Raw genomic sequence first — 17,539 nt, 5'->3', positions numbered from 1 at the left:
GCCTTACTTGTGCGGCTGCTCCGCCGCAGACAGTCGCGACTCGAGCGTCTCCAGGTCCGCGCGGGGGTCAGCTCTCGAGGCGGGCCAGCAGGTCGGCGTGCCCGCGCCGTCGGACCACGTCGACACCGGCATCGTCCTCGATCGAGATCAGCAGGATCTCGAGGCCGCGCCAGAGCGCGACGATCTCGCGCGCCGCGACCGGCACCTCGTCGTCGGGCACACCCGACTCTGCGAGCGCCCGCCGCAGCTCGGGCTGCAGGAACTCGTCGAAGCTCGCCCGCATCGCGCGCCACTCCTCGGCCTGCTCGAACGCGGCGAGCCCGAAGACCTGGAAGAACAGGCGGAGGTAGGGACGGTTCGCGGCCGAGGCGAGCGCCTCCCAGGAGCGGTCGAGCCGCTCCCCCAGCGACCGCCCGGGCACCCGCAGCTCGTCGGCGGCGCGCTGCATGTCGGGGAAGCGCTGGGAGGCGACGACCATCGCCTCCGACAGCAGCGCGGCGCGCGAGCCGAAGTAGTAGAGCAGCATCCGGTTGTTGGAGTCGGCGGCCCTGGCGAGGCTTCGCAGGGTGACGGTCGCGACCCCGTTCTCGAGGATGTGGTCGACGATCCGCTCGAGCAGCTGCGTGCGCCTCGTCGGCGTCGTGATCATGGTGGCGGCCTCTCCGTCGCGGTCGCCGGTCAGCGTAGCGCTCAGCTCGCGTCCCGCAGCGCGCGGAAGCCCGAGCGGTGGTAGACCAGCGGCTCCACACCGGGGTCGAGCTCGAGCGAGTGCACGCGGAGGAGGACGACGCGGTGATCGCCCGCGGGCGTCTCGGCGTGCACCGAGCACTCGAAGCGGAGCGACGAGCCGCCGACGAGCACCGCGCCTCCGGACCGCTCCTCGCGAGAGAGGCCCTCGAACCGGCGGTGCCGCGTGCGGGAGGCGAGGCGGCGGGTCGCCTCGCCCTGCGCCTCCGAGAGCATCGAGACGCCGATGCGCGGCGACGTGCGCAGCAGCGGCCAGGTGGTCGACGCCTCCCTGACCGCGAACATCACGAGCGGCGGGTCGAACGAGGCGCCGACGCTCAGAGAGGTGGCGACGAGCCCCTCGGGAGCGCCGTCGACCATCGCGGCGACGGCGGCGACGGCGGAGGGGACGTGGGCGAGGGCGTCCTCGAGGCGGGTGAGGGCGAGGGCTGTCATGAGAGTGCCGTTCCTGTGAGGGGAGGCGTGGGAATGCGTCCCACGGGAAGAGGTGCGCCCTTTTCTCCGCTATCGTGAACCAGACGGTTCAACCGTGTCAAGGGACGGAACGACGCCAGCCGCCGATGAAGCAGAGGAACGGAATGCCGGAGAACGATGTGCCCGAGACGATGAAGAAGCGGATGGTCCTCGGGGTGTTCGAGGCGGGGACACCGCACGTCGGGGGCACCATCAGCTGGTCCCATCCGCGCAGCCGCGACGGCGACTTCCGCGACATCCGCTACTGGATGCGGATGGCGACGCTGCTCGACGACGCCGGCTTCGACTTCCTCTTCTTCGCGGGCGGATCCTTCGGCTACTCCTCGCGCCGCGGCGAGCTCTCGGACGTGCTGGTGAAGGCCGGCATGACCTTCGCGCTCGACGGCGCGTACCTGATCCCCGCGCTCGCCGTCGGCACCGAGCGCCTCAACTTCGTGGTCACCTCGACGACCGGAGCCGATCACCCGCTGCACGCGGTCCGCAAGTTCTCGACGCTCGACCACGTCACGAACGGCCGGATCGGCTGGAACATCGTCACCGGCGCCTCGCAGAACACCATGGCCGCGATGCTCGGGCAGCAGGCGATGGTTCCGCACGACGAGCGCTACCGGGCGGCGCAGGAGTACGTCGATGTGGCCTTCTCGTTCTGGGAGGGCGGCAACGACGACGACGTGATCGTGCTCGACCACGAGGCGAACGTCTTCGCCGACCCGTCGAAGATCCACCCGGTCGCCTACGAGGGCGAGTTCTACCGCTCCCACGGCTACCACACGCTGCCGCCGTCGCCGCAGCGCTCGCCCCTGCTGTTCCAGGCCGGCACGTCGCCGGTCGGGCGGGCGTTCGCCGCGAAGAACGCCGAGTGCGTCTTCGTGCAGGGGTCGACGTACGCGAAGGTCGCCTCCGACATCGCCGACATCCGCCGGCGAGCCGCCGAGAACGGGCGCGATCCCGCGTCAGTCAAGGTGATGGTGGGCGTGACGGTGGTCGTGGGCGAGACGTCGGAGGAGGCGACGCGCCTCCGCGCCGAGTTCGACGCCCTGCAGAGCGACGAGCTGGCCGCGCACTACTACGCCGGCAACACCGGCGTGGACCTGCTCGAGTACGACTCAGACCGAACACTCGCCGAGCAGCTCGTGCTCGACGACCAGGCGGGGCAGATGGGGACCAGCAACATCGAGCGGTTCCTGAAGCGCCCCGACGGCACGGCGCCGACGGTGCGCGAGATCCTCGACGAGCTCAAGGGCAAGGGCACCCGCGGCTTCGCGGTCACGGGCGACCCGATCGAGGTCGCGGACGAGCTCGAGCGGATGCTGGAGGAGACCGACCTCGACGGCATCATGCTCGAGGCGGTGTTCGGCATCGCGTCGCTCGAGGACTTCATCACGCTGGTCCAGCCGGAGCTGCGTCGCCGGGGCCGCCTCGACCCGGCTCCCGTCGGCGACACCTTCCGCGAGCGCATGCTCGGCGGCGACGCGCATCTCGCGCCCGAGCACCACGCCGCGTCCTTCCGCCCCGCGCGCGCCGACTGACCGCCCCCTCCGTAGCCTCCCCCACCGAGGGAACCCGTTCTGCGCGAGACACCGCGCAGGGGGCGGTGTCTCGGCGAGAACGGGTTCCCTCGGTGGGAGGCGCTGCGGCGCGAGGCGTCAGTCGACGCGGACGAGGGTGCGCTGCCAGCCGCTCGAGCCGTTCGGCGCGATCGGGGCGCGGTCCTCGATCTGGAGGAGGCCGTTCGCGTCGGTCGCCCGCACGGCGACGTAGTGCGAGCCGCTCTCGGCCTGCCAGTCGACGAACCACTGCACCCAGGTGTCCTCGTTGACGGCGGTGGACAGCGTCGCCTCCTGCCAGTCGGCGTCGTCGATGCTGACCTCGACCTTCGCGATGCCGATCGACTGCGCCCACGCCATGCCCGCGATCTTCGTCGGGCCGGCGGGGATGGCGGCGTCGATGCGCGGGGTGTCGATCCGCGACGACATCTTGATCGGGGCCTCGGCGGAGTAGCCGCGCGGGGTCCAGTAGGCCTCGTCGGCCGCGAAGGTGGTCACCTTCAGCTCGGTCAGCCACTTGGTGGCCGACACGTAGCCGTAGAGGCCGGGAACGACCATCCGCACCGGGAAGCCGTGCTCGAGGGGCAGCGCCTCGCCGTTCATCCCGACCGCGAGGATCGCGTCGAGCCCGTCGTCGGTCAGCGCGCTGAGCGGGGTGCTCGCGGTGTAGCCGTCGACGCTGCGCGAGAGGACCATGTCGGCACCGCTCTGCACGCCCGCCATGGCGAGCACGTCGCGGATCGGGACTCCGAGCCACTTCGCGTTGCCCACGAGACCGCCGCCGACCTCGTTCGACACGCAGGTCAGGGTCACGCCGTACTCGTCGACGCCCAGGTCGAGCAGCTGCTGGAACGTGAGCGTCACCTCCTCATCGACCATGCCGGTGATCGTCAGCTGCCAGGTCGACGGGTCGACGGAGGGGACCGTCAGCGCGGTGTCGACGCGGTAGAAGTCGGCGTTGGGCGTGTAGAGCGGCGTGAGGCCGTCGATGTCGAGCTCGGCTCCGGCCGGCACCGTCACCGTGGTGCGGGGGCTCGGGAGGCGCAGCGCCTCACGCACGCTCGCCACGGAGGACGTCGCTGCGTTGACGATCCGGGCTCCCGCGCCGACGACGACCGCGCCCACGGCTGCGATCAGGGTGACGCGGAGGAAGCCGCGGCGCTCGATGCCGGACGGACGGGCCTCGGGGCCTGTTCCCCTCGCCTCCGAGGCCCGTGCGTTGCGCCATCGGCGCAGCCGCGAGATCGTCATGTGCATCACGACGAGGGCGACCAGCAGGCCGACCAGCGTGGGCACCGCCGAGAGCGGTGTCGCTCCGGAGCGGGTGACGATCGCGGCGATCGAGAGGACTCCCGCGAGCACGAGCAGCGCCTGACCGAGGGGCGGACGTACGAGCTGCAGCACGCCGGCGAGGGCTGCCGCGACGAACACGGCGACGCCGATGCCTGCGAGCAGGAAGACCTTGTCGTTCTCGCCGAACGTCGTGATCGCGAACTCCTTGACGGGCCGCGGGACGATGTCGACCACGAACGAGCCGAGTGCCAGGACGGGGCTGGCCGTCGGGGCGATGAGGAGGGCGACGAGCTCGGCGACCGCCAGCAGGACTCCGGCGGTGACGATCCCGGCGACCGCGGCGAGCGCGGTGAACCGCCACTGAGGGGCGCGCGCCGGCCCTGCTGTCTGTTTCATGGGAGTCAGTTTTCGCCCTTGACCTGCTCGTTCGCAGTGTGGTGCTGGTTTGGTCGACGGTGCCGATTTCTCATAACGAATCGGTAACGCCTCCTTCCCCGATCTGCGGCGGACTCTGCGTGGCGACCTCGTCTTTTCGGGGGGTGATGCGGGAGTCACACGGTCCGTTACGTTCAGCCGTGGCAGGCGCTCCGGCCGCTCGCGATGAAGCGGGTCGGCAGTGACCGAGCGCGGCTCCGATCGAAGGACTCCGATGACCTCCTGTCTCGCCGCCACGGGCGTCGACCCCACCCTCACGATGCTGGCGGCTGTCGGGATCGTCCTGGCGGGGGTCCTCGTCGTCGCGCTGCGGCGGAGGACCAGGCGCACGCGGCTGGGCGTGTTCACCGCGCTCGCCGTCGTCGCCGCCCTGGCGATCTCGGGCTCGGTCAGTGCACCCGCGCACGCCTCTCCGCGAGACGTGTGCGCGAGCGCCGACCGGATGCCGGCCGTCGCCGTCACGAGCGACCCGAGCCCGACCGCCTCCGCGACTCCGTCGGTCGAGCCGGTGAGTTCCGCTGCCCCCACAGCCACGATCGAGCCCACGCCGACGATCGAGCCCACGCCCACGATCGAGCCGACGCCCACGATCACGCCCACCGTCGAGCCCAGCACTCCCGCGGTCGGCAGCTCCGTCCAGCGACTCACCTTCACCGTCCGCGACGCGCCCGAGACCGGCTACGTCGTCGTCCGCCGCGTCTGGGGAGGCCCGCGCGACGTCAACAACTGCGTCTTCGAGCGGGGCTCGGCCCCCTTCGAGGACGAGCAGATCTTCGGGTTCGGCCGCCCCGCCGGCGCGACGACGTTCCAGGGAACGGTCGAGTGGCAGCCGATCTCGGACGGCTCGTGCTTCTTCCAGGCGTCCACCATCAGCTGGGACATCGAGTTCTACGACAACCTCGACCTCGTCGACACCTGGCGCATCTACGCGATCGACGGCAACTCCGCCACGACGTCGCTCGGCAGCGGCGGCACCGCGATCCTCGCGGCCCTGGCTCTCTCGCCGGTCGGGATCATCGCCTCGTTGATCTCCGAGATCGGCAGCGCCATCATCGGGAACGACCTGCGCGCGACGAGCCCGGAGGTGGAGGACAAGTACTCCCCGATCGAGGCCACCGATGCCGCCACGCTGAAGAGCGACGGACAGCTGGGCTACCGCTGGACCGACACGCGGCCCCCGGAGCCGCGGGAGTACACCGTCCCGGTCACCCTGCCGGCCGGCAGTGACGACGGCCGTCAGGTGGAGATCCAGGCCGATCCGGGCATCGACCGGTGCGTGAACCTGGTCGACCCGGGCACCGACTCCGAAGCCGTCCCGTTCGAGCCCTTCTTCGGCGGGTACTACACCGACATCCGCTACGACCAGATCCTCGACGGCCGGTACTGCGACTCGGGTCGGCGGGCGCTCGCGTCGTGGACCATCACCTCCTCCGAGCCGGAGGAGGCGGGCGGTGCGGTCGTGGCCCGGTGGCGGATCGTGAACTTCTCCCTGTCGGACTACGACAACGGCAGCGTCTGCCAGGTCGTCGTCGGCGATGCCGCCTGCACCAACGAGAACGGGACGCCGGTTCTGGAGCTGTACGCCTTCGGCGGCAACATCCGGGGTGGATGGACGCTGACCGTCGGCTCGGACTGAGGGCCTCCGCGGAGTCCGCTCAGGCCCGCGGCCCGGGAGCGCCTCTCCGCTCGAGCGCCGACAGGAGGTAGGGAGCGGTGCGGCTCCCGTCGGCCTGCGCGACCTGCTCCGGCGTGCCCGTCGCGACGACCGCGCCTCCCGCCTGGCCCGCGCCCGGCCCCAGGTCGATGACCCAGTCGGCGTCGGCGACGACGCGCATGTCGTGCTCGACGATGATCACCGTGTTGCCCGCGTCGACGAGGTGCTGCAGGTGCTCGAGGAGGCGATCGGCATCGGCGGGGTGCAGTCCCGATGTCGGCTCGTCGAGCAGGTAGAGGGTGTCACCGCGCTGGGCGCGACGCAGCTCGGAGGCGAGCTTCACCCGCTGCGCCTCGCCGCCGGACAGCTCCGTGGCCGGCTGGCCGAGCGACACGTAGCCGAGGCCGACGTCGAGCAGCGCATCGAGGTGCCGGGCGACCTCCGGCTCGCCGGCGAAGACCTCACGGGCCGCCGTCACGCTGAGGGCCAGGACGTCGGCGATCGACTGCCCGTTCAACGTCACCTCGAGCGTCTCGGGGTTGTAGCGCGTCCCCCCGCAGGTCGCGCAGGGCGCCTCGACGGTGGGCAGGAACAGCAGCTCCACCTCGATCGACCCCTCGCCCTTGCAGACCGGGCAGCGGCCGCTCGGCAGATTGAACGAGAACCTGCTGGCGCTGTAGCGGCGGCGCTTCGCCTCCGGAGTCGCGGCGAACAGCGCCCGCACACGGTCGAACAGGCCGGTGTAGGTGGCCACGTTCGAGCGCGACGTCCGGCCGATGGGCGTCTGGCTGACCTGGACGACCCGGCGGAGGCGGTCGGCGGGACCCGACGCGCGGCCCGCCGTGACGGTCGGTGCCGAATCGAGCAGCGGGTCCTCGCCCGCTCGCCCGTCCTCGGTCGCGGTGTCCTCCGAGACTGCGCTGCGGAGTGACGCCGCCAGCAGCTCGGGGAGCGCCTGGTTCACGAGGGTCGACTTGCCCGATCCCGAGACGCCGGTGACGGCCGTCAGCGCACCGACCGGGAACGAGACCGCGAGGTCGCGGAGGTTGTTGCGCGTGACTCCGGCGAGCTCGATCCGCAGCTCGGAGTCGCGACGCGCGCGCAGGGGCGCGGGGTCGCCCTCGGGGAAGAGGTAGCGGCGCGTGACGGAGTCGCGCGCGCTCCGGATGCCGTCGAGACCTCCGGAGTAGACGACCGTGCCGCCGCCCGACCCGGCACCCGGCCCGATGTCGACGATCCAGTCGGCCTCGCGGATCACGTCGAGGGCGTGCTCGACGAAGAAGACCGTGTTGCCCGTCGTCCGCAGCGTCCGGAGGATGCCGAGGAGCGCCTCCGTGTCGGCGGGGTGCAGACCCGTCGACGGCTCGTCGAGGACGAACACGACGCCGAACAGCCGCGAGAGCACCTGGGTCGCGAGGCGCATCCGCTGCAACTCGCCCGAGGAGAGGGTCGGCGTCGACCGGTCGAGGGAGAGGTAGCCGAGGCCCAGGTCGATGATCGGCGACAGCCGCCCGACCAGGTCCTCGACGAGGCGCTGCGCGGCCAGCCGGGTCTGCGGTGCGCCGTCGGCCGGCATCCAGCCGGGCTCGAGCACCCGCTTCATGACGGCCGCGAGATCCTCCAGCGGCAGGGCGGAGAGCTCGGTGATGTCCCGGCCCTCGAAGGTGACGGCCAGCGCCTCGGGCTTCAGGCGCTTGCCGTGACAGGTCCCGCACGCGACGCTCACCAGGAAGGACGACGCGCGCTCGCGCATCCGGGCGCTCTTCGAGCCGGCGAACGTGTCGAGCACGTAGCGCTCCACTCCGAGGAACGTGCTCATGTACCTCGGCTCGGCTCCGGAGGCGACGGCCTCGCGCACCTCGGCCGGCGACCGGTCGGTCCAGACGGGCACCTGGGGCGACTCCTGCGTGTGCAGGATCCACTCGCGCTCGTCCTCGGGCAGGGTCCGCCAGGGCACGTCGATGTCGTAGCCGAGCGAGATGAGGCTGTCGCGGAGCTGCTTGCCGTGCCAGGCGGTCGGCCAGGCGGCGAGCGCGCCGTCGCGGATCGAGAGGGAGTCGTCCGGGACCATCAGCTCCTCGGGGACGTCGTACACGCGCCCGATGCCGTGGCAGGTGGGGCACGCTCCCTGGACGGTGTTGGCAGAGAAGTCCTCGGCGAGGAGCAGGGGGGCTCCCTCCGGGTAGGTGCCGACCCGCGAGAAGACCATGCGCACCACGCTCGAGAGGGTCGTCGCACTGCCCACCGTCGACCTCGCCGAGCCTCCGGAGCGCCGCTGCGGGAGCGCGACCGCGGGAGGCAGCCCCTCGATCGAGTCGACGTCGGGGACGCCGACCTGGTCGATGAGCCGCCGAGCGTACGGCGCGACCGACTCGAAGTAGCGGCGCTGGGCCTCGGCGTAGAGCGTGCCGAACGCGAGGGAGCTCTTCCCGGATCCGGACACGCCGGTGAAGGCGACCAGGGCGTCGCGGGGGATGTCGACGTCGACCTCCTGGAGGTTGTTCTCCCTGGCGCCTCGGACGCGGACCCGGTCGAGGCTGTCGGGGATCGGGGAGGCGGTGCGGTGCGTGCTCATCCCTCCAGAGTGGCGTGTCGGGATGTGGGGTCGCCCCGGGGTCCCGTCCCCGCCACCCCCGGTACTGGTCATCCCCGCCCCGGATCTCCTACGATGTTCACGTTCACATTCCGTGCGATGACGCACGGATCCGACGTCCGCCGGGTCCTGCGTCACCGCCGCAACGACCACGAGGACGTTCTTGATGACACGATCACGATCGGTGGTGAGGACCGCTCTGGCGGTCGCCACCGTCGCTGCCACGGCGCTGCTCGGCGCCACGGTTCCCAGCTCCGCCTTCGGGGCGACGGAGCAGCCGCTCCTGCACTACACGTTCGACACGGCGCCGTCGGGCACGACGATCTCGGACACGAGCGGCAACGGCTACGACGCGACGCTGCGTCGCACGGGCGCCACGTTCCGCGACGGCGCGATCAGCCTGCCCGGCGGATCCGCGTCGGCCGCCCCCTACCTCGAGATCCCCACCGCCGGCCTGGTCGGCAGGAAGGACCTCACGTTCTCGACCTGGACGGCCAACCGCTCCACCGGCAACGTCGCCGCCGCCTTCGTGGGAGCCCCCGTCGCCTCCGGTGCCTTGAACTCCTCCGGCTACTGGCTGCTCAACCCGAGCAATCCGTCGGGCTACGTGAAGTCCGTCGTCACCAACTCGGTCAACGCGGGCGCCCCCTGGACCACCGAGGTCGGGCCGGGAGCGACGAACGCCGCCACCACCGGCGCGCGCACCCCCTCGGGCCTCTCGCTCTACACGACCGTCATCGACGGCACCACCGGGACCCTCTCGGTCTACGTCAACGGCACTCGCATCGCCCAGAACGCGATCGCGCGCGATGTCGCGTCGTTCGGCTCGACGCTGGTCGGCTACATCGCCCGCTCCACCTACAACGATGCAGGCTGGAGCGGTGACATGGACGACTTCGCGGTCTACGGCAGCGCCCTCAGCGGTGACGCCGTGAAGGCCCTCTACTCCTCCCAAGCCCTCGACCGTGCGGTCTCGTCGGTCACGATCCCCACGGAGGCGACGGCCGACTTCGCGCTGCCCACGAGCTCCTCCGGGGTCGCCATCACCTGGCGATCGAGCAGCCCGGCGATCGCGGTGAACGGAGCGACCGCGACGGTCACCCGCCCCGCCGCCGGCTCCCCCGACGCCTCCGTCACCCTCACCGCGACGTACACCTCGGGCACCGACACCCGCTCCGTCGACTACCCGGTGACGGTGACCGCCGACGTCGCCGACGCCGACAAGGCCCAGCGCGACCTCGACGCCATCGAGATCGCGCAGGCCGCCGACGTCCGCACGAACGTCTCCGTCCCCGCTCGGGGTGCGCTCGGATCGAGCATCGAGTGGAGCGTGGTGAGCCCGAGCGGCGCGACCGTCCGCGACGGCAGCACGGCCGACAGCCGCACCCTCGTGGTCGAGCGCCCCCAGGCGGGTGCCGCGGCGACCGAGGTCGTCGTCCGCGCGACCGCCACCAGCGGCGCGGTCACGAGGACCCGCGACTTCACGCTGCGCCTCCAGCCGCTCCCGACCGGGACCGACGACACCGAGGCCTACGTGTGGGCGTTCTTCACGGGCGAGGGTGCGGGCGCCGAGCGCGTCAGCCTCGCCGCCTCGAAGGGCGACGACGCTCTCGACTGGAACACCCTCAACGGCGGACAGCCGGTCTTCACGTCGACCCAGGGCACGCAGGGTCTGCGCGATCCGTTCATCATCCGCTCGCACGAGGGCGACACGTTCTTCATGCTCGCGACCGACCTGAAGATCGACGGCCTCGCCGGCGGCTTCGACACGGCCCAGAAGTCGGGCTCGACGTACATCGAGGTCTGGGAGTCGACCGACCTCGTGAACTGGTCGGCGCAGCGTCACGTGAAGGTCTCGACCGACTTCGCCGGCAACACCTGGGCGCCCGAGGCCTACTGGGACGACGAGCTCGACACCTACGTGGTGTTCTGGGCCTCGAACCTGTACCCGACCACGAACGCGGCCGACCGCACCGCGGTCACCTACAACCGGATGATGTACGCGACGACCGACGACTTCGTCACCTTCTCGGAGGCGAAGCCGTGGATCGACGTCAAGCGCGGCACCGGCCGCGGCACCATCGACTCGACGATCGCGAAGGACGGCGACACCTACTACCGCTTCACCAAGGACGAGGCGTCGATGACCCTCCGCGAGGAGAAGAGCACCGACCTGCTCGCCACGGTGAGCGGAGCACTGCCCGGCACCTCCGGTCCTGCCGACGAGTGGACCCTCGTCAAGGAGCGCGTCGCCTCGGGGCTCCCGAACGGCGAGCCGGGCGGCACCTTCACCAGCGGTGAGGGCCCGAACGTGTTCCCGGCCAACGAGGGCGACGTGAACGGTCTCGACTGGTTCCTCTTCATCGACCAGCCCGACTACCACGGCGGCCCCAACCACTACATCCCGTTCGGCACCGACGACCTCGCGGCCGGCGACTCCTGGCAGCCGCTCGGGACGAAGCTGCGGGAGAACCTGCCGCAGAACTCCGACGGAGGCGAGCCGCGCCACGGCACGGTCATCCCGGTGACCCGCGCCGAGTACCAGAAGGTGCTCGAGGGCTTCGCGCCGGACATCGCGGTGGCCTCGGTCTCGCCGATCGCGGTGACGACGAAGGCGGGCACCGCGCCCGTCCTCCCCGGAGCCTCGCTCACGACGGCGGCGGGCACCGCCCGGACGGTGGGCGTCGCCTGGGACGCGGTCCCGGCGAGCTCCTACGCCGCGGCCGGGACCTTCACGGTCTCGGGAGTCGCGCAGGACGCGTCGCGGATGCCCGTCACCGCCACGGTCACGGTGGAGGCGTCGCTGAAGGTCACGGCGACGGCCTCCTCGCGCTGCGTCGCGGGCAAGCCGGTGCTGACGGTCGTCGCCAAGAACGGCGAGACCGTGCCGATGAGCGTGACCGTGAGCACCGCCGAGGGGGTGAAGTCGTTCGCCGGCGTGAAGCCCGGCGCGAGCGCCTCCGCCGCCTACACGGTGCGCTCCCCGCAGCTCGCCGCGGGCGAGGCGACGGTCACCGCGACGGCGACGATCGGAGGCGCGCCCGTCACGGCCACGACCACGGCGCCCTACTCCGCGCGGAGCTGCGGCTGACGCCGGCCCTGCTGGTCGAGCAGCCGCCGCACGGGCGGACTGCTCGACCAGCAGGCACCCTCTGCCGCGGCCGCGCAAGCCCCTGTGACTATGCTGGTCGCACCCACGGCGGCGGCACCCGAGCCCGTTCGCACCGGGGGTGCGCGGCTCACCCGCCCGGGGAGCGGAGGAGGTCCTCTCATGGCCGATCGGCCGAACCTCCGCCATGTCGCCGCGGTCGCGGGCGTCTCGCACATGACGGTGTCGCGGGTGCTGAGCGGGCACCCGAACATCAAGGAGTCGACCCGTCAGAAGGTCCTCGAGGCCGTCGACGAGCTCAACTACCGGCCCAACATCGCCGCGCGGTCGCTGGTCACCCAGCGCACCGACCGCATCGGAGTGATGATCGAGAGCGGCGCCGAGTTCGGGCCCTCGAGCACGCTCCGGGCGATCGAGCGCGCCGCCCGCGAGAAGGGCTACTCGATCACCTCGGTCGCCCTCCGCGACGACCAGGACATGACTCCGGTCGACGCCATCAACCACCTCTCGGGTCTCGGGATCGACGCGCTGTGCGTGATCGCGCCGCGCTCCTCCTCCGTCGCGACGCTGCGCACCATCGAGATCGGCGTGCCGACGCTCGTCGTGAAGTCCGACAAGGACCCCAGCTTCCTCACCGTCTCGGTCGACCAGCAGGAGGGGATGAACCAGGCCGTCGACCATCTCGCCTCGCTCGGCCACCGCGACGTGCTGCACGTGTCGGGCCCGCTCGACTGGCTCGACGCCCGCGCCCGCGAGCGCGCCTTCCACTCCCGCGCGAAGGCCTGGGGGATGCACGAGCGGCCGATCGTCGTCGGCGACTGGACCCCCGACTCCGGCTACGACTTCGCCACGAGCCTGCGCTCGATCCCCGAGTTCACCGCGATGGTGGTCGCGAACGACGAGATGGCGCTCGGAGTGATCCACGGGCTCGTCGAGCGCGGGATCCGCGTGCCGCAGGACGTCAGCGTGATCGGCTTCGACGACCTGCCGACCGCTCGGCACTTCCTCCCGCCGCTGACGACGGTCCGGCAGGACTTCGACCGGCTGGGCACCACGGTCGCGGAGGTCATCCACGCGAGCATCCGCGGCCAGGAGATCCCCCAGCGCACCAGGATCCCGACCGAGCTGGTCGTCAGGGAGTCGACGGCGCCGCCGCGAGCCTGACCGCGCGGGGGTGATCCTCGGCGCCGGCCTCGCGTATCATCGGCGGCACCCCTGGCGAGTCGACCCTGACGACGCGCCCGACACGAACCGAGGACGGCACGTGGCAGCACAGTCGAGGACGACGCGCGTGGCCGTGCTCCCCGTCGTCGAGATGTCGGGGATCTGCGTCTCCTTCTCCTCCGGACCCGCGCTCGACGGCGCACGCCTGCGGCTGGTCCCGGGAGAGATCCACGGCCTCATGGGCGAGAACGGCGCCGGCAAGTCGACGCTGATCAAGACGCTGACCGGGATCCACCAGCCGGAGGCGGGCGAGATCGTCCTCGACGGAGTCGCCCGCCGCTTCAGCGGACCGGCCGACGCCAAGGCCGCGGGCATCACCGCCGTGTTCCAGGACGAGCGGCTGACGGACAACCTCAGCATCGGCGAGAACGTGATGATCGGCCACGAGATCCGCGGGCGCCTGGGCATCTCGTGGTCGCGCACGCATCAGCGCGCGGCCGAGATGCTCGCCGAGCTGGGCCTCGGCGACCTCGACCCGCACCTGCCCCTGCGCTCCCTGTCACCCGCGATCCGGCAGCTGGTGGCGATCGGCCGTGCCATGGTCGACCGGCCGCGGGTGCTCGTGCTCGACGAGCCGACGTCGAGCCTCGACCTCGGCGACGTGGCCCGGCTGTTCACCGTGCTGCGGAGCCTGCGCGACCAGGGCGTCGCCATCCTGTTCGTCTCGCACTTCCTCGAGCAGGTGCTGACGCTGAGCGACCGGGTGACCGTGCTGCGCGACGGACGGACCGTCGGCGAGTACCCGGCCCGGGCGATGGACCGCGCCGAGCTGATCGCGAAGATGATCGGCAAGGACATCGACGCGCTCCGTCAGATCGGCTCCGACCGCCGCGAGCACCGGAGGCAGCCCACCGGCCCGGCGATCTACCGCGCCTACGGCATCGGCCGCCGGGGAGCCGTCGCGCCGACCGATCTCGAGCTGCACCGCGGCGAGATCGTCGGCTTCGCGGGCCTCCGCGGCTCCGGGCGCACCGAGCTGGCGTCGCTGCTCAGCGGCGTCGAGCGGCCCGACAGCGGCCGGGTGCTCATCGACGGCGAACCGGCGCAGATCACCGACCCGGTCTCGGGACTGCGCAACCGCATCGCGCACTCGAGCGAGAACCGCCGCGAGGACGGGATCATCGGCGACCTCTCCCTCCGCGAGAACCTCGTGCTCGGCCTGCAGGCGCTGAGGGGGTGGGCGCATCCCCTGTCGGCGGCCGAGACCGACGCGCTCGTCGCGACGTACGTCGAGGCGCTCAACATCTCGCCGGCCGACCCCGACATCCCGGTGAAGTACCTCTCCGGAGGCAATCAGCAGAAGGTGGTCCTCGCGCGCTGGCTCGCGACCCGCCCCCGCCTCCTCGTGCTCGACGAGCCCGCACGCGGCGTCGACGTCGCGTCGAAGGTCGAGATCCAGGCGCACATCGCGCAGCTCGCGAAGGAGGGGGTGTCGGTCGTCTACATCTCCTCGGAGCTGGAGGAGGTGGTGCGCCTGAGCGATCGTATCGTCGTGTTCAAGGACCGCGAGAAGATCGGCGAGGTCAGCAACGGTCCCTGGCTGACCGTCGACACCATCGTCGAGATGATCGCGGCCGACACCTCCGACGACGCCGACGACGGCTGGTGAGCTGCGGCGCATCCCCCTTCGAGGCGCCCAGTGCCACCCGTCGTCGCGCGACGAGCCGCACAACTCAGGCCGGCCCGTCGGAAAGCTCCAGAGTCGGCTGATCCGAGCCTCCTGGCCTCAGTTGTGCGGGGGATCGGCCCGCAAGCCGGCCGACTCGGCGGCTGTTGACCTCTCTGAAAGGTTTCACATAGGCTGTCACAGCCGAGGGAAAACGCATTCCAGTAGCTCGGCACCATCGATGCCGAGGGATTCAATGTCGAATTCACGTCCACGTACCGCCGCCCGCACGCCCGTCGCGGGGCTCCCGCGACGCCGCTCCGCTCTCCGCTCCGGCCTCGGGCTCGCCCTCGTCGCGGGCGTCGCCCTCGCCGCTGCCGCGCCGGCCGCCGCGCAGAGCACCGCCACCGCGAACACCGCCCTCACCGTGCAGCTCGAGGACCTCGACCGGGGCGTCGTCGCCCTCGCCTCGCCCGACGGCGGCGTCTTCGTCAGCTGGCGCCTGCTCGCGACCGAGGTCACCGGCTCCTCCGCCACCGGGATGGTCGGCGCCGACTTCGCCGTCTACCGCGGGGCCGAGCGCGTCGGAGTCGTCACCGACAGCACCAACCTGCACGACCCCGCGGGCTCCCCCGGCGACGAGTACCGGGTGGTGCCCGTGGTCGACGGCGAACCGGGCGAGCCCGGCGCGCCGGCCACCGCCTCCGCCGACGCCTTCGAGACGCTGCCGCTGCAGAAGCCGGCCGACGGAGTCACCCCCGCCGGCGAGGCCTACAGCTACAGCGCCAACGACATGAGCGTCGGCGACATGGACGGCGACGGCGACTACGAGTACGTCGTGAAGTGGTACCCGTCGAACGCGAAGGACGTCTCGCAGAAGGGCTACACCGGCAGCACCTACCTCGACACCTACGAGGCCGACGGCACGCTGCTGCACCGCATCGACCTCGGGGTCAACATCCGCTCGGGCGCCCACTACACGCAGTTCCTGGTCTCGGACTTCGACGGCGACGGCCGCTCCGAGATCATGACGAAGACCGCTCCGGGCACCACGACACTGCCCGGAGGCGACCCGGACCGCGCGGAGTCGATCACCCTCCTCCTCGAGGACGTCGCCGCGGGAGTGACCGCCGCCGACGACTACCGGATGTCGGCCGCCGACTACCGCGAGCACCTCATCGGCGTGTTCGAGGACTGGGGCACCCGCGAGGAGGTGACGAGCGGCCTGTGGCCGGCCACCCTCGAGGAGGCGTTCGGAATCGCACCGACGCACGCCTACCCGCTCGATCGCACCGGCGCCGAGGAGCTCGCCGACTACTTCATCGACGTCTACGCGCCCGGCCGCAGCGATCGCAACGACCTGACGACGTTCGAGGGCTTCGTGCTCGAGGGCCCCGAGTACCTCACCGTGTTCGACGGCGAGTCGGGCGCCGAGCTCGAGACGGTCGCCTACGAGCCGGGCCGCGGCGACGACGGCCTGCTCTGGGGCGACTACGCCTACTCCCGGATCGAACCGGGCAACCGCGTCGACCGCTACCTCGCGGGAGTCGCCTCCTTCGACGGCGAGACGCAGTCGGCCGTCTTCGCCCGCGGCTACTACACCCGCGCGGTCGTCGTCGCCTACGACTGGGACGGCACCTCGCTCTCGCAGCGCTGGACCGCCGACAGCGGGCACGTGCCGCTGACGAACCCGTTCAACGACACCCCGCACGGCCGGGAGGGGACCAGCCCGGAGTGGGCGACCCTCACCACCCAGGGCTTCCACTCGCTCAGCGCGGCCGACGTCGACGGCGACGGGCGCCACGAGATCGTCTACGGCTCCGCGACCCTCGACGACGACGGCGGCCTGCTCTACAGCTCGTACGACACCCTCCCCGAGGGGAGCGCGGCACCTGGGACCTCGGCCAAGCTCGGCCACGGCGACGCGATGCACGTGACCGACATCGACCCGGCGAACCCGGGGCTCGAGATCTTCACGGTGCACGAGGGCGGCACGGGCGCACCCTACGGCTACGCGATGCGCGACGCCGCGACGGGCGAGGTGCTCTTCGGCGCCTACTCCGGCAAGGACACCGGGCGCGGGATGATCGGCGACGTCGACCCCGCCGTCCCGGGCCAGGAGGTCTGGGCGATCGGCGAGCTCTCGGCGAGCGGCGAGCCGCTCTCGGACACGCAGCCGGGCACCAACCAGAGCATCCGCTGGGCCGCCGACATGACGACGCAGATCGTCGCGAGCACCACGATGGAGGACGCGACCCCGGTCACTCCGACCGTGGTCACCGGCGACGGCACCGTGCTGCTCTCGGCCGAGGGCACCGTCACCAACAACGGGACGAAGGGCAACCCGTCGCTGGTCGCCGACGTGCTGGGCGACTGGCGCGAGGAGCTCCTGCTGCCGACCGCCGACTCGAGCGCGATCCGGATCTACTCGAGCACCGAGGTGACCGACCGCAAGCTGACGACGCTGATGCACGATCCGCAGTACCGGGTCGAGGTCGCGCGCCAGAACACGGCCTACAACCAGCCGTCGTACACCTCGTACGGCCTGGCGAGCGACATCGACTGGTCGACCGTGCCGGTTCTCGCGCAGGAGGGGACGGAGCCGGTGCCGGTGCCGACAACGCCCGCGCCCGCTCCGTCACCCGTGCCGACCGCGGTCGTCGTCCCCGCGACGACTCCGACCGCTGCGCCGGCGGCGGGCACGCACGACTCCCTCGCCGCGACCGGCGCCGACCTGTCGCTGCTGCCGGCGGGCGTGCTCGCGCTCCTGCTCGGAGGCGGCGCGCTGCTGCTGCGGCGGCGGCGGTCCTGCTGATCGAGTAGCACGGCTGTGGGCTTATCGAGATCCGTCCGCCGC

Annotated in this window: 10 protein-coding genes; 6 read left to right on the top strand and 4 right to left on the bottom strand. The window is 71.6% G+C overall.

Annotated features, from left to right (window positions below):
• Positions 1–67: 67 nt before the first annotated feature.
• Entirely contained in the window at positions 68–649 is a 582-nt protein-coding gene (locus tag B9Y99_RS17930; protein ID WP_085478011.1) for a TetR/AcrR family transcriptional regulator, read from the bottom strand.
• A gap of 41 nt (positions 650–690) precedes the next feature.
• Complete coding sequence (locus B9Y99_RS17925) at positions 691–1,182, bottom strand: flavin reductase family protein (RefSeq protein WP_085478010.1); 492 nt, start codon at positions 1,180–1,182, stop codon at positions 691–693.
• Positions 1,183–1,325: 143 nt separating this feature from the next.
• Here B9Y99_RS17925 and B9Y99_RS17920 point away from each other — a divergent pair, with 143 nt between their 5' ends.
• Positions 1,326–2,750, top strand: coding sequence for an NtaA/DmoA family FMN-dependent monooxygenase (locus tag B9Y99_RS17920; RefSeq protein ID WP_165759683.1), 1,425 nt, complete (start codon positions 1,326–1,328; stop codon positions 2,748–2,750).
• A gap of 117 nt (positions 2,751–2,867) precedes the next feature.
• On the opposite strand, the gene B9Y99_RS17915 is transcribed toward B9Y99_RS17920, so the two are convergent.
• Positions 2,868–4,457 carry a molybdopterin-dependent oxidoreductase gene (locus B9Y99_RS17915; protein ID WP_085478008.1) on the bottom strand — a complete coding sequence of 530 codons (1,590 nt, stop codon included), beginning with the start codon at positions 4,455–4,457 and terminating at the stop codon, positions 2,868–2,870.
• A gap of 253 nt (positions 4,458–4,710) precedes the next feature.
• On the opposite strand from B9Y99_RS17915, the gene B9Y99_RS17910 reads away from it, so the two are divergent.
• The gene (locus B9Y99_RS17910; protein WP_085478007.1) at positions 4,711–6,132 is read left to right on the top strand and encodes a hypothetical protein; all 1,422 of its coding nucleotides are present in this window, start codon (positions 4,711–4,713) and stop codon (positions 6,130–6,132) included.
• A 19-nt stretch (positions 6,133–6,151) separates the two neighbouring features.
• Here B9Y99_RS17910 and B9Y99_RS17905 read toward each other — a convergent pair whose 3' ends face one another.
• Positions 6,152–8,725 carry an excinuclease ABC subunit UvrA gene (locus tag B9Y99_RS17905; protein ID WP_085478006.1) on the bottom strand — a complete coding sequence of 858 codons (2,574 nt, stop codon included), beginning with the start codon at positions 8,723–8,725 and terminating at the stop codon, positions 6,152–6,154.
• Between the two features lie 184 nt (positions 8,726–8,909).
• Here B9Y99_RS17905 and B9Y99_RS19395 point away from each other — a divergent pair, with 184 nt between their 5' ends.
• The 4 genes from B9Y99_RS19395 (at position 8,910) to B9Y99_RS17885 (ending at position 17,497) form a co-directional block, all read left to right on the top strand.
• Positions 8,910–11,834 carry an immunoglobulin-like domain-containing protein gene (locus B9Y99_RS19395; RefSeq protein WP_085478005.1) on the top strand — a complete coding sequence of 975 codons (2,925 nt, stop codon included), beginning with the start codon at positions 8,910–8,912 and terminating at the stop codon, positions 11,832–11,834.
• A 180-nt stretch (positions 11,835–12,014) separates the two neighbouring features.
• On the top strand, positions 12,015–13,016 hold the full coding sequence (locus tag B9Y99_RS17895) for a LacI family DNA-binding transcriptional regulator (protein ID WP_085478004.1): 1,002 nt from the start codon (positions 12,015–12,017) through the stop codon (positions 13,014–13,016).
• Positions 13,017–13,143: 127 nt separating this feature from the next.
• Positions 13,144–14,685, top strand: a complete 1,542-nt coding sequence (locus B9Y99_RS17890; protein WP_342097157.1) for a sugar ABC transporter ATP-binding protein — start codon at positions 13,144–13,146, stop codon at positions 14,683–14,685.
• 253 nt (positions 14,686–14,938) lie between these two features.
• The gene (locus B9Y99_RS17885; protein ID WP_165759682.1) at positions 14,939–17,497 is read left to right on the top strand and encodes a rhamnogalacturonan lyase; all 2,559 of its coding nucleotides are present in this window, start codon (positions 14,939–14,941) and stop codon (positions 17,495–17,497) included.
• Positions 17,498–17,539: the final 42 nt, after the last annotated feature.

It is taken from the genome of Rathayibacter oskolensis (assembly GCF_900177245.1).
GTDB classification, from domain to species: domain Bacteria; phylum Actinomycetota; class Actinomycetes; order Actinomycetales; family Microbacteriaceae; genus Rathayibacter; species Rathayibacter oskolensis.
The sequence above is the reverse complement of the archived record's forward strand: the minus strand, read 5'-3'. Positions and strand labels throughout refer to the sequence as shown.